This is a genomic window from Rickettsiales endosymbiont of Peranema trichophorum, assembly GCF_004210275.1.
In the GTDB taxonomy this organism is placed as follows: domain Bacteria; phylum Pseudomonadota; class Alphaproteobacteria; order Rickettsiales; family Midichloriaceae; genus RICK02.
Genome location: NZ_SCFA01000082.1, coordinates 1 through 12,804 on the forward strand (window position 1 = coordinate 1; position 12,804 = coordinate 12,804).

A 12,804-nucleotide genomic window follows, 5' to 3' on the forward strand; every position below is an offset into this window, starting at 1 on the left:
AATAGACCTCTTGCCTAACTCATTCTGAGTGGTTATTTTGTCGTCAAAATTTGTCTGCGCTCCTCACATATATAGGATATGCTGCGGTGCTCACCTGCATTTTTCCTAAAAATTCCTCACTCATTTATGAGTTATGCAAGAGGTCTAATAGCTTTTATTGATCGTTTGAATTGTCTGATTGGCGTAAATTTTATGAGCCATCTGGATCTTGAGACTCGTTGTTGGAGCGTGTGGTGAATTTTCTAGCGATCTTAATGCGTCGGTTCTTTGTTGCAGTATCAAGTCCGATTGGTATGGATGCGTCGTCAATACCGCCGGTAAGTTGACTGACAGAATCCATTGCTACATTTGCAGGATTGAAACGTTTAGCTGCACCTCCTACTTCCATTCCAACAAAGTTGCTTGTTGCTATCAGCTGGCCCAATTGTGTGCAGTACTGACACAAGACGTAGGCGCCCTGGGATATTATGAGGAAATAAAAGACTAGACCTATTGTCCCGATGCTAACTCCTAGGAAATTTGATTCTGGTTGGTGTAGCATTGAGATCATGGTCCAAGTGTATACAAGGCATTTGTTATAGCCTATAAACGAAATGTCGATTAAGCATGTTTTGCATATTGTGAATCCCAGCGCAACTTTTAGTCCAACAAATAGTAGTGTATTCATAATTCTTAACATGCCGAAGACAAGGAGCGGCTGCAGAGTCAGCGATAAGAGTTCTTTGAGCCATCCTTCAAACATTTCTTTTGTATAGTGAAACAGGAGCATTGAAATAAAAAAGGGGGCAATGATTAGCAAGAGGCCTGTGCCTACCAATGAGAGCATGTAGATGAGTATGACTTTACAAATTGTGAGTGCATATATGAGCACTGCGAGTATTAAGGTAACACCTGGAATAAACAATGCGAAGCTGGATAGTGAAAATGCCAACAATTTCAGCCAAACTTCTCTGGTAAATATTTGTCTTAGAGGCTCATCCAGTATTCTAAATACGACATATGGATCTTGTGCGATCGCTCCAGGAGTTAACTTAAAGTCGGATGAGAAGGAGACAGATTGATCTGCAGCTATCATTGCTATGAGATCCAGAGAGCCGTTGATAAACAAGTTGAGTAGGTATGTGTTAAAAAAATCCCAACTACCCTTGCTGATTAATTGTAGCACAATGATAATTTTAAGTAACCGTATAACTGCTTCTTGTTGCGTAATTTGTGATATTCCCAGGGTAAAGCATAATCCGGTATAGGCAATGTAAAATACCAGTAGTGCTTGGATTGTACCAAGCATTTGGTCTGTCATATCGTTAAAGACCATATGTACAATACCTGGTTGGTCGTCTTTACCGAACATATAGGCTTTGATGGAGTGTATGACGTTTTGTACAAATCCACTGACCAAAGATGTCTTAGACTTCTTATACAGGGAAATATGGTAACTACCATGAGTATCAGCGATGTCAAAGTTAGGTGGTGCAGATGGAAATGGCTGAACACGAAAAAATAATTCTCTATGTTCTGAATTATCTGTACTTTCTTTGACTTGTATAACGGATCTGTATAGGCCCCCTGGGAGATTTGAGAAATTTAGAGCCTGCCAATCTGCTGTACTGTAGTTATATATTATGTGCCCGTCTTGTTCGGAACCACTTATGATTGCGTACTGTAAACCTTGCCCATTTGTTTGTCTACAGCCCTTCCAGTTGACTTCTACACTTTTCCAGCCTAGGTTGTCGAACCAACCGCTTGGGTCGTCTGATTTTTTACTTGTGTCATAGTGTCGAATTTTTAAAAGTTGTCGCGTAGGCATTCCGGAGACGTATCCTGTGAAGCGTACGGTTGGCTCTGGAACGTTGTTGAACGTGAAACCATCTATGTCGATTAACTCCCTATTTTCCATCCATTTTCTACCTTCTAACCCATAGAAAGCATAGCTTTTATTATAGTTAGATACCGTGTTTGGATCGCTCCCTGGTTGTATTTGGATCGTTTTTGGATCGATTTGGATAACCTTGAGGTAACCTCCCATAATTTCGCCCAGTGAGGTATCCAAATGATCGTCTTCTGGAATAGCATCGCAAGACGGATCTGGCACCCTGTTTTTAGGGACGCTTTGATCTTCTATTGTGAATGGAGGGTGGCATGAGGGCATGTGTGTTGGTACAAAAAGGAACCTACCTCTATATGTGATCGTTAATGCGTCGCCATCTTTAATACTAATACCGGTATCGGTGAAAGATGGGTTTCTAGCGCTCCATTCCGTAGGAAGAGCGCCCATGGATGGATCCCACTGATTTTGCCTATCTTCCCAAAAGGTATCGCTGAATGAGTATATGATGGGGTCTGCTTTATAGCTTTTTATTCCGCACATATAGACTTCTGATGGACTATCTCCTGATGGTTGAATGAGTGTGACGTCTACTGTGTCTCCGGTTGATACTTTAAATCCACTGTCATACATGTTGTATAATGGGGATTTTGGATCTTGTGAATTTAAGCTGCATGCGGATCTAGTTGATATAGGATCTTGCCACACAAAGGAGCTGGGGGCTCTTGGATCGCTGTCAAGCTGCCTAAATCTGCTGCTAAATTTGTTGCCGTGCTGACACTCGGTGATGCAAAGGTCAATTTTGTCCTGGTTTAGCTCTCCCTTAGGACCTTCTCGCTCAAAAATGCTGCACTCACCAGCGCAGAGTGCGACACAGGCTGCTCCTATTGGTCCTACGCTCAATGCTTGTCGTTCTGTATCTCCAAACTCCCATGCAAAGATGCACTCGTTACCATATACGCTGGCTTTAAGCGTGTTGGATGGTATGAATGTCAGCAGTGCTGTGACGAAACATAGGAAAGCCAGATGTGCGATAAGGTATTGAGCACTATGCTTTCTAGTCATCTTTGTTTTTACCTTGTTGGCCTCCTGCAGGGTTACCCATGCTCTTGATGGCTGATAATCCTAATTTGCCAGCTCCAGCAACAGCTCCTCCAGCCATTTTCATTGCGCTGACTGCGTTTACGCTACCCAGTGCCATTCCACCCATATCCTGCGCACCAACTAGTACAGCTATGAATTGAGTGATGGAAGACATCAAAAAGTAAAATAACACGGCAAATAATGCTAATTTTGGTATACACAGCATATATTTTCCTAAGACTGAGCCTGAAATTACTGTCCAATTGCCGGTCATACCGAGGTCTTTCTGTTCTGTGAATTGTGTCGTTAAGTTGCTGGTATTATCCCCGTTCATAATTACTGTGGTCACGCAGAAGACGGAGTCTACATCTCTGCAGTATTCTACAATCGAGCTTTTACCTCCTTTTTTGATGCGATCTGCAAGATCTCCGAAAAATACAGAATCAAACGTCATCAACATTAGTGCAACAAATGCAAAGAGTAATGCGGGGTAGAGTATGTAGGCGAGAAGTAATTTCATCCACTGTTGAAAGATACCCTTTGTAGCCTCAAAAAGTGAAAAGCAAATGATTAAAGGTGATACCAATACTAACACGGCGATTACAAATGAGGACAGAATGAAAATGTGTGTGAACCTGAATATCACTAGGAGGAGCATGAAAAGGTAGACAAATGAAGCTATTGCAACTATGAACCCACTACCTGCTCCTAGGAAAGCTGCGACTAGCCAAAAGCCTATGATACCAGAGCTGGAGTATTTCCGTGAGCCTAGATTCAAGTAGTTAATAAGCTTACAATCTACTAAGTCCCAGACAGTCAGCTTCACCTTACCGTTGTATCCTAGTGTACTCTTATCTCCAGGAGCTAATGGTTCTATTTCCCTTTCTGTGAGCAAAGGTTCTTCAAGATACTCGTAATAGCACAGACTTAACGGATCATTTTCATTTTGTGCTTCCATAAAAAACTGTGCTATTTCGTCTGCTGCAAAGATAAGTGATGGGAAGAGTCCCTTTGTGCCCTGGGAATCGTTTTGATACCAGGGGTTTTGTGTGGATGGCATTGTGAAATATATGACGAGGGCCATCTTGAGTAGGAACATACTGATCTCACCACGGCCTGGAGGATGTGAGGAGATCATGATTTTGATACCAATTAAGGATATATACAGGCCTAATACAATAGTAACGATGCCAAAAAATCTGTTTTGTACAATTTCAAAGAAGCCAGCTTGATCGCCTGAGCTTGTGGGCTTAACAAGCACTTTAATGAGGAGATCTTTTATGCAACCAACGACTGTGCTGGTGATATGAAAGTCACTTTTCAAGAATTCTTTAATTGGACCATTGCTTGAGATGTCGTTGATCGTTCGAAAGTGTAGTGATACGCCTAGATTGTTTAAGTCATCCCTGCTACCTAAAAAGTATCCACAGCGTGTTCCGGATACGTACTGCTCTAGTATTTCGTCGTGAAATTTATCTTCTTTAGGTGGAGGGACGTAACTACATCCGATTCTAATAGGAAACAATGTATAGACGCTACTGACACATATCTGTATTCTGCCTATTGATCTATTAAATCTGTAGTATGCGTACATGTAGTGAGGTCCAAGCCACTTGGCTTCGCCTGCTTTTAGATCTACTCCATCATGAGTTGTACATCTGCTGTGCTTGTTCCACAATCCACGTCCTGAATGTTCTACGCGTACTTGTCCTACCTTGACTTTTAATTGATCTTGGTATCTCTTGGTGAGTCCATTGGTACAGTAATCTGATGCGGCTCCGTCATATCCCCATACTTGACCTATTTGATCTCCAGTAACTGTATTACCCGTGGTAGGGTCATATGTTGGATCACACGAGTAGTAAAAGGGTATTTCTGATTGGGTAAAATAACCTTTGACTTGTGTGCTTGGGTCGTATGGATCCGTGCTGGTACCGGCTTTATACTGAGGGTTTGCACATGATCTGTCATACTGTTTATAATTTTCTGCACTCCAGTTGTTGAGCAGATCTCTGTTAACGTATTCGTGTGGTGCTAGTATATAGGAGTTACTGCAGGCATCTATCATTACGAGATATTCTGCTCCCAGTGCCAGTATTACAAATATGCTAGCTCCGCTTTTAATCAACTGCATGTATACTGCAGCTCTTACCGTACTACTAGCAATGATTCCAGCTGTGGGATTACTGGTGTTGCTTTGTTGTGATTGGTATACGGTATCTTTGTTAAGTACGGGTGGAATGTAAGTATTATTGAAATCAAGATACTCCCAAGGTGCCATCACTTGACCGTCTGGGAAACAAAGGGAGAGTGAGCCAGTGTTTTTATATGCAGGCTCTTCGCTGCTTATCTTTCTTTCAAAGTCATTGGCCGTGTCAAAAGCGAGTGCTGATGAGGTCAATGCCAGTAGGAAGAAGATTAGTATTAGAAGTGTACTGTAGAGATAACTGATATGTCTCTTGCTACAGTTCCAGAGACTCATGCTTTCCTCTCCTTGATCCGTTGTTGAAACATTGGAAGCCAGACTTTTGGATCGTCGCCATATTGATTTCGTACTTCATCTAATATAACGACTGTTTCAGCTCTACCGGAGAGGATATTGACGGCATCTTCCATTCCAGAGAGATCTATCTTGGCGACTATCGCATCATTACCTTGTTTGATTAGAAAATATCTGCTTCCTGGATCTGTAGTTTTAATGAGGGTGTACTCGCGTTCACTCAACATGAAAGCTTTGCGATACAGCTCTGTAGCCTTTAGATTAGGTAGAAAGATCTGTGTCGCTGTTTGTTGTATGAGGGTATCGCTTATACTACTTTTACTTGCGTCTTCAACGCTTTGTGTTGCGAAGACCATAAAAGTGTTTAGTTTCCTTAAAACTTTAAGCCAATCTTTAATTTTAGGAGCAAATATTGGATTATCTATCAATGCCCAAGCTTCGTCTAGTACGATCATGCTAGGTGTACCATCGAGGGAGATGTTGATGCGATGGAAGACGTATGATAAGACGGGTCCGAGGCTTGCTTTGTCTTTTAGAAGTTCTGCCATTTCAAATCCGAAAACGGTAGCTCTGGAAAAATCTATCATGTCTTCATCGTTATCAAAAATGTTTGCATGAGATCCGTCACCATGCCACATAGATATTCTACCTGCTAGTGTTCCTGGTCCACCTATACCCAAGAACGGTGCGATGTTTCGTAATTTGCGATCTTTTTTATCAAGTTTGTAGTTACCGGAGATGGCATCATTAATGAGGCTCATATCTTCCGATGTTATGGCTTCTCCATTGACTGATACAAGCTGCTTCATCCAATCAAGTAGAAATGTTCTGTTGTCGCCGTTATCTGGTAGGAGCAGTGGGTTGAATCTACAAGGTTTTCCTGGATCAATGATGGTGTATTTTCCATTTAAGGCACGCAGGAAGATTTCTGCGCCTCTATCTTTGTCGAAAAAGAACAGGCGGCATTTGAACTTTTGTGCCTGTGCGCATAAGAAATTCATCATCACTGTTTTACCGGTACCGGTAGGTCCTATAATTGTGGTGTGTCCTACATCTCTGAGATGAAAATTAAAATAATAGGGTGTACCGGATGTTGTATCTAGCACGGTGACTGCATCTCCCCATAGGTTACCTTTTTGCTTGCCTGATGGATAGTTATGTAAAGAATTGAAGGCGGCGAGATTCAACGTGTTTATAGTTGCTTTTCTGACCACAAAATCGTAGTTGCATGGTAACTGTCCCCAAAATGCTGGTTCCATGTTAACGGTTTCTCTGATTCCTATGCCACCAGTATTTGTAAGCTCAACTGCTGCTAATGACAGAATGTTTTCAAGCTCTTTTATGCTGTCTGCAATGCACATGACGGAGATATGGTGGCTACCGAATGATATTTCGCCGCTCATTGCTTTGTCCAAGGCTTCAGATATTTCAACGACTTGCGATACGGCTTTATCTTCTGATTGAATCATCCTATTTTGTTGAAGTTGCATTTTATTAATTGCGACTTGTCTATTACTGAACTCAAAAGATTGAGTTACAATAAATTCAAATGGCATCTTTAAAAAGCCGTCCATCAAGCCAGCCCAGGTTTTGGGGCCGTATTCTTTAATGCTTACGATTCCTGCGAATTTGCTGTTACCGTCTGGTGCTTTTGCTTCTATAGCCTTTTTGCCAAAGTAGAGTCGATGTGTATTGAGCTGCTCTGCGATATTGCCAGATGGATACAGTATTCTACTTTCTCCACAGCAATTTACTATGCTGTATAGAAATTCGCATATTTCGGAGTATGTGCCATTGGGTGTTTCAACGAGAGAAAGGGTTCTGGGGCTGTATTCTCTGAGGGTATTTATAACCCTTGCAGTAGCTTCCTCGAGTTGCTCATATGCTTCTTGCATTTCACTGGCCCATGCATCCTTACCCCCATCCTGAAAAATTTTTTGAGCAACATTTCCGATGATATCGATGCTTAAGGCCCCTGGAGCTTTTCTAACGACCGAAATATATAATTTATTGACGAATGCATTCTTATTTTTGTTTTTTTCGAACCATTTTTGGTCCAAATACAGTGCGAAGCCATCGGGCATATCTACGCTGGCATAGTCGTCTGGATATACTTGATGTCTTTGCCTTATTATGTGAAAGTATAGGCCTAGGTTACCGGCTGCCATTCCTTTGAAAAGCTGATTACGAATCATTTTTTTGATGTCTAGGTCTTCGTCATCTGCTGTTTCAAAAGAGAACCCTCCTACTTTAATGACCTGTAATAGTTCGTCATCTTTTGTGATTAAGGTATTGGCGTTCCAATGTGTGAGGTATGGCATAAAGCCGCAGCTACGATGTTCGGATCGTGCTATACGTTCTCTTTCTGCATATGTTTTAAAAAACTTTAACATGGGCAAATTTTAATATTGGTCATAAGAATTTGCCCCATGATAGAATCTATTTCTACACACGGAGCACTTTTGTGCTTTGACACGCAATAGTTCTATAAAAAGTGGTTCTTTGGAGCATATGTAATATCCCACCATGTGTATGGGGAACATGAGCGCTAGATATTTGAAGCTTGTGGTAATGACGTATGCCATCATGCAAGACATTCCGTTAAGGAGCGTAAAGGTATAGCTTGCTCCGAACAGCATAGGTGGCCTAGTTAGCCCTACGAATAATGGATCTTGGTCAATTCCTTCAGACATTTTTTCCCCCGATTAATGCACTGTTATAAATATAGCTTATCGCGGTGCTAGGCAATGTACAATACTAAATGCTATTCTCTTTTAATTTTTATTTTCAAGTGCTATACATGTGGATATCTATCAACACGTTAAGGTAAAAAGTAGATGAAGTTACAGTATCCTAAAGCCGTAATATTTGATTGGGATAATACGTTAGTAAATACGCTTGATTTGATTACGGAAACGCTAAAAAGGGTATGGAAAGAATTTAAAGGTACTGATTTTGAAGTCCAGTACTTCTCAAATTCGAGATCTTGGAAGGATGTTTTTCCGGAAGTTTTTGGTGACCGTTATATAGAGGCTTCTGCTCGTTTTTACTATCACTATCAGATGTTGCAAGATGGTCGTGTTGAGCCGCTTGAAGGTGCGGTGACTTTTTTAGAGCAGCTCAATAGGGATCAGAGATTGATTGCGATAGTGAGTAACAAGCAGCGCATCCTTTTGGATGAGGAGATGAAGTATTTGAGATGGTACAATTACTTTGATAGCATCATGGGTTCAGGGGATGTTAGGGAGGACAAGCCTTCTCCTCTTCCGGCCATCAAGACGATGGAGTTGTTGCGTATTCAAAATCCGGCTGATGTTTGGTTTGTTGGGGACAGCATGGTAGATGTTGAGTGTGCGAGAAGGAGTGGTTGCATACCTATATATATAGGTTCTGATGAAGCTTTGAAGGAGATACAGGTCAAGAATCATCACGAGTTACTTTCTTTATATAACAAAGCGAAAGATGAGAATCAGGAGTGATCAGGGATTCTGGACTGTGACATCTCAAATGCTGATTTCCTCATAGTGTAGAAAAAAACGTGGGTACTTGTTCCTTAAGCGCTGCAAGGCAAGGGTTGCTTTTTCTTTGTTTTGAAATGAGGAGAAGCAAGCGCTACCGCTGCCGGACATGCTCGTGGTGATTACACCTTCTTGTTTTGACATGTAGTCTATAAGGTCTGTGAGTTGTGGTTCTAAACGTATTGCAGCTTGTTGGAGATCGTTTTGTCCTCTAACTATTGCTTCTATGAGATTTACCTTAGAAAGTTGCGATAATGGTTGACGAAAGCTTTGGACGCTTATTTGGTACACATCTTTTGTGCTGATAGGGAACATAGGATATACGACGAGCATATGGGATGATATGCCTATTTGACAGTGTGTGATGGTTTCTCCTGTATTGCTTACAAAGGCATTATCTTGGTGTAAGAAAAAGGGTACATCTGCTCCTATTGACGTTGCGATTTGCTGCAACTGTGGGACTGTTAAATTGAGATTCCACAACTGATTTAGTAGTATCATGAGAGTGGCTGCATTTGATGAGCCACCACCGAGTCCTGCTCCTATAGGAATCTGTTTTTGTATCTCGATTTCGACAGACATGCTTGGTGCGAAGTGTTGCATAGCTTCTAGTGTAGTGATCGCGATATTTTTGCCATGTATGTTTTGTCCAACTACAGTGCATTGACTGGAGTTGCTATTTCTTACCTTGATGATGTCGTATAGTTCGTGTAGTAGCACAAAAAAACTTTCAATGAGATGGAGCCCATTGTTTTTTCTACCGATGATGTGAAGGAAAAGATTTAGCTTCGCTTTAGAATGTTTTGTGAGCCATTTGTGTGTCATGTTGTTGTAAAAGATTTAAAGTTAACACTTTCTTATTTTGATTTCTTTGAACAATTGTTATACTTGTGTCTTGATTGGTAAAAGTTTGCTACCTATTTATCAACAAAGCAATATTAACTTTGACATATTACGCTCCATGAGTAAAGGCGACTATTACACTACACTTGGTGTATCAAAGAGTGCTAACAAAGACGAAATCAAAAGTGCATACAGAAAGCTTGCCATGCAATACCACCCTGATCGGAATCAGGGCAATAAGGATGCGGAGAAAAAGTTTAAAGAAGTGACGGAAGCTTATGAAGTGTTAAAGGATGAGCAAAAAAGAGCGGCATATGATCGGTTTGGCCACTCTGCATTTCAACAGGGGGGGGCGCCTGGAGGAAATGCGGGTGGATTTGGAATGCACGGGGACTTTGATGATATTTCGGATATCTTTGGTGGCATTTTTAGTGACTTTATGGGGGGTAGGCAGAAGGACAGAAAGCAGGATATAGGAAGAGGAACGGATCTAAAATATGATCTCACTATAGGCTTGGAGGAAGCTTACAAGGGTGTGAAGCATACCGTACAGTTTACTGCTCCTGTAAAGTGTGAGGCGTGTGGTGGCCAGGGCAGTAAAGTACCGCCGGTTGAGTGCACTACATGTAGAGGCTCTGGTAAGATACGAACGCAGCAGGGTTTTTTTACGGTGGAGCGTACATGTCATGCGTGTTCTGGTGTTGGAAAGATTATAAAAGAGCCGTGTACCAGCTGTAGTGGTGCTGGTAGAGTAGCGAAAGAGAGGAGTATTTCTGTCTCTATTCCGGCTGGTGTAGACGATGGTACAAGGATTAGAATTGCAGGTGAGGGTGAGGCAGGTTTTAGGAATGGTCCTGCTGGTGATTTGTACATCTTTATTGGTATTAAGCCACACAAGTTGTTTGAGCGTGATGGAATCAACATATACTGTAGTGTTCCTTTAAAGATCACCACTGCGTCGCTAGGTGGTAGTATTGATGTTCCGACGATTGATGGGATGTCTGCAAAGGTTACTATTCCTGCGGGTACGCAGAGTGGTACTCAGTTTAGGTTGAAGGGCAAAGGTATGCCGAAGTTAAAGAGCAGCGTTTTTGGTGATCTTATTATTAAGATTGTTGTAGAGATTCCTGTGAAGCTTACAAAACGGCAACGGGAGTTACTTGAGGAATTTGAGAAAGAGACTGGTACTGAATCACACCCGGAAAGTAACAGTTTCTTTACCAAGGTTAAACACTTTTGGGATGAATTGAAGGGTTAGACGTGAATTTATCGGTCTATTAGATTGGAGATTTTTTGTCACAGTTTGGTACGTTTTGTTTGTTGGAGTTGGTGAGATTGGGCATTATGAGTTCATCACTGGTAGAATCCTCACTACTATTAAGCTTTGACACTTGTATGGGCAAGTGCTCTGTGGGTCTTTTTAGGGGCAATGAGCTTGTTGGCTATCGTGCTGAGGAAAGACATAATCAGCAAGCGGAGCGATTGTTACCGCTTATTGAAGATGTATTGGGGAGTCACTATAATAGGTATCAAGATTTGGACTACATTGCACTGAGTGTAGGTCCCGGTAGTTTTACTGGTATTAGAGTTGGCATAGCGGTAGCGAATGCATTATCGATGGTGATACGAAAGCCGGTTATTGGAGTGAGTTGTTTTGAGTCGGTTGTGAGAGATAATGGGACGATATATGTGTTATTGGATGGAGGTGGAAATAACATATATGTACAAGGGTTTCACGATCGAGTACCGACTGGAGCACCCAGGATGTTTGAGCCTGGTGAGCTTGAACAACTTATGGAGGAGGGGAAGTTAGTTGGGAATGTGCATGTTGAGGAGCCGATTGTTCCAAATGCGGAGTTAGTAGGGATTTCTGCGATTAACAAGCTGATAGTTGGTGGAATGGATTGGGTGAAGCCTGTACCTCTGTATGTGAAGGCCCCATACCTATAGCGTGAGAACACCACTTCAAGTGTCTAAGTGAGAGTCATTCACGCAGAGGTCTCATTAAGTGACAAATAATACCAATTTTCATTTTTAAATGATTCAAAACGGATTTTGTGAAACTCGGCTCTGCGCAGGTATTTCAATACGCTTACGCAGCCTCATCCTCAAATCCATTTGCCTGATTTAATCTGAAACTTGGTATAGCTCATCTTTCCTGATGATGATGCTTCTGACCACCCTTGTGAGCTCCCTTGTGATGAAACTTGCCACCACCCCTCTTCGCCCCCCTCGTTCTATGCGATAACAATGCAGTTATGGACAAAAAACAAAACCCAGATAACACAACTAATCCGCCGATCAGCGCCTCACTCCTTAACACCAGGGCATAAGAAGTGTACAATACTCCAAACGATATCGCCACACCACAAAGCTGACCTAATCTTGCCGTCCAAGACGCAAGATATAAAGACCTGGTCTGAAGAAGATGCCTGTGTTTCTGCTCTATCGTTGCAAGATCCAGTAGCTTTTCTACTGTACCAGGGGAAACCTCCTCATAGCTTTCAAGTATTGCAGGTGGTGGTAGAATTGAGTTGTGTTCATGCTGAACCTTCCTGTCTTGTATGTAACTAGCATACCCGTATTGCTTTGGATGATTTGTCTTTTTCATGTCCCTATCTTATGTAACTTTTTTATTTTGGAGTCGATTTGCACTAAGCGCACTAGCCCGTTGTCAATATCTCCTTGCAGATCGTACAACAACGGTAAAGATGCTGTAGTGTCACCCTGGACCCCCTCAAGCGCTCCACCAACAGAGAAATATAGCCTGTAGCCTACCCCTAACTTGATAAAAAAAGTGCGTAATAACATGTCTAAAATGTTGTATTGATCTGAACTATAAATATTTCGAATTTATTACAGCAGAATAATATCCTTTTATCAATAAAAAAATCTACAGCTCTCTATTTTCTAAATTAAAAGTTGCAGTATTTCCAAAATATTGATAGACCTCAAGTATGGCTGCACCAATCCAAACGGTGCACCATCCATCTCCCGTAGATGTGTCAAGTTCACTTGCTCCAGATGTTCCCGTA

10 protein-coding genes are annotated in these 12,804 nt (G+C 41.7%); 3 read left to right on the top strand and 7 right to left on the bottom strand.

Annotation, left to right across the window (positions count from 1 at the left end):
• Positions 1–190: 190 nt before the first annotated feature.
• The 4 genes from EDM53_RS04380 to EDM53_RS04395 are packed head-to-tail and all read right to left on the bottom strand — an operon-like array spanning position 191 to position 8,101.
• Positions 191–2,890: a TrbL/VirB6 family protein gene (locus tag EDM53_RS04380; RefSeq protein WP_130122449.1), complete on the bottom strand. Its 2,700-nt coding sequence runs from the start codon at positions 2,888–2,890 to the stop codon at positions 191–193.
• Positions 2,883–5,390, bottom strand: a complete 2,508-nt coding sequence (locus tag EDM53_RS04385; protein ID WP_130122450.1) for a TrbL/VirB6 family protein — start codon at positions 5,388–5,390, stop codon at positions 2,883–2,885. Before EDM53_RS04385 ends, EDM53_RS04380 begins: the two co-directional genes overlap by 8 nt.
• Positions 5,387–7,801 (bottom strand): VirB4 family type IV secretion/conjugal transfer ATPase, encoded by a 2,415-nt coding sequence (locus EDM53_RS04390; RefSeq protein ID WP_130122451.1) that lies wholly within the window; start codon positions 7,799–7,801, stop codon positions 5,387–5,389. The genes EDM53_RS04385 and EDM53_RS04390 overlap by 4 nt, the downstream gene beginning before the upstream one ends.
• Before the next feature lie 9 nt (positions 7,802–7,810).
• Complete coding sequence (locus tag EDM53_RS04395) at positions 7,811–8,101, bottom strand: VirB3 family type IV secretion system protein (RefSeq protein ID WP_130122452.1); 291 nt, start codon at positions 8,099–8,101, stop codon at positions 7,811–7,813.
• Positions 8,102–8,245: 144 nt separating this feature from the next.
• Between EDM53_RS04395 and EDM53_RS04400 the strand changes: the two genes are divergently transcribed.
• Positions 8,246–8,887, top strand: a complete 642-nt coding sequence (locus EDM53_RS04400) for an HAD family hydrolase (RefSeq protein ID WP_130122453.1) — start codon at positions 8,246–8,248, stop codon at positions 8,885–8,887.
• Positions 8,888–8,911: 24 nt separating this feature from the next.
• On the opposite strand, the gene ispE is transcribed toward EDM53_RS04400, so the two are convergent.
• The gene (ispE, locus tag EDM53_RS04405) at positions 8,912–9,751 is read right to left on the bottom strand and encodes a 4-(cytidine 5'-diphospho)-2-C-methyl-D-erythritol kinase (RefSeq protein ID WP_130122454.1); all 840 of its coding nucleotides are present in this window, start codon (positions 9,749–9,751) and stop codon (positions 8,912–8,914) included.
• A 136-nt stretch (positions 9,752–9,887) separates the two neighbouring features.
• Here ispE and dnaJ point away from each other — a divergent pair, with 136 nt between their 5' ends.
• Together dnaJ and tsaB are read left to right on the top strand one after the other, a co-directional pair.
• Complete coding sequence (gene dnaJ / locus EDM53_RS04410; protein ID WP_130122455.1) at positions 9,888–11,027, top strand: molecular chaperone DnaJ; 1,140 nt, start codon at positions 9,888–9,890, stop codon at positions 11,025–11,027.
• 35 nt (positions 11,028–11,062) lie between these two features.
• Entirely contained in the window at positions 11,063–11,719 is a 657-nt protein-coding gene (gene tsaB / locus EDM53_RS04415; protein ID WP_130122456.1) for a tRNA (adenosine(37)-N6)-threonylcarbamoyltransferase complex dimerization subunit type 1 TsaB, read from the top strand.
• Positions 11,720–11,918: 199 nt separating this feature from the next.
• Here tsaB and EDM53_RS04420 read toward each other — a convergent pair whose 3' ends face one another.
• Both EDM53_RS04420 and EDM53_RS04425 read right to left on the bottom strand, forming a co-directional pair.
• Positions 11,919–12,380 (bottom strand): DUF2335 domain-containing protein, encoded by a 462-nt coding sequence (locus EDM53_RS04420; protein ID WP_130122457.1) that lies wholly within the window; start codon positions 12,378–12,380, stop codon positions 11,919–11,921.
• Positions 12,377–12,580: a hypothetical protein gene (locus EDM53_RS04425; protein ID WP_130122458.1), complete on the bottom strand. Its 204-nt coding sequence runs from the start codon at positions 12,578–12,580 to the stop codon at positions 12,377–12,379. The genes EDM53_RS04420 and EDM53_RS04425 overlap by 4 nt, the downstream gene beginning before the upstream one ends.
• Between the last annotated feature and the right edge of the window lie 224 nt (positions 12,581–12,804).

Coding starts and splice junctions, on each gene's coding strand:
- EDM53_RS04390 (WP_130122451.1), bottom strand. CDS start 7,801: ATGTTAAAGTTTTTTAAAACATATGCAGAAAGAGAACGTATAGCACGA.
- EDM53_RS04425 (WP_130122458.1), bottom strand. CDS start 12,580: ATGTTATTACGCACTTTTTTTATCAAGTTAGGGGTAGGCTACAGGCTA.
- EDM53_RS04400 (WP_130122453.1), top strand. CDS start 8,246: ATGAAGTTACAGTATCCTAAAGCCGTAATATTTGATTGGGATAATACG.
- EDM53_RS04420 (WP_130122457.1), bottom strand. CDS start 12,380: ATGAAAAAGACAAATCATCCAAAGCAATACGGGTATGCTAGTTACATA.
- EDM53_RS04385 (WP_130122450.1), bottom strand. CDS start 5,390: ATGAGTCTCTGGAACTGTAGCAAGAGACATATCAGTTATCTCTACAGT.
- dnaJ (WP_130122455.1), top strand. CDS start 9,888: ATGAGTAAAGGCGACTATTACACTACACTTGGTGTATCAAAGAGTGCT.
- EDM53_RS04380 (WP_130122449.1), bottom strand. CDS start 2,890: ATGACTAGAAAGCATAGTGCTCAATACCTTATCGCACATCTGGCTTTC.
- ispE (WP_130122454.1), bottom strand. CDS start 9,751: ATGACACACAAATGGCTCACAAAACATTCTAAAGCGAAGCTAAATCTT.
- EDM53_RS04395 (WP_130122452.1), bottom strand. CDS start 8,101: ATGTCTGAAGGAATTGACCAAGATCCATTATTCGTAGGGCTAACTAGG.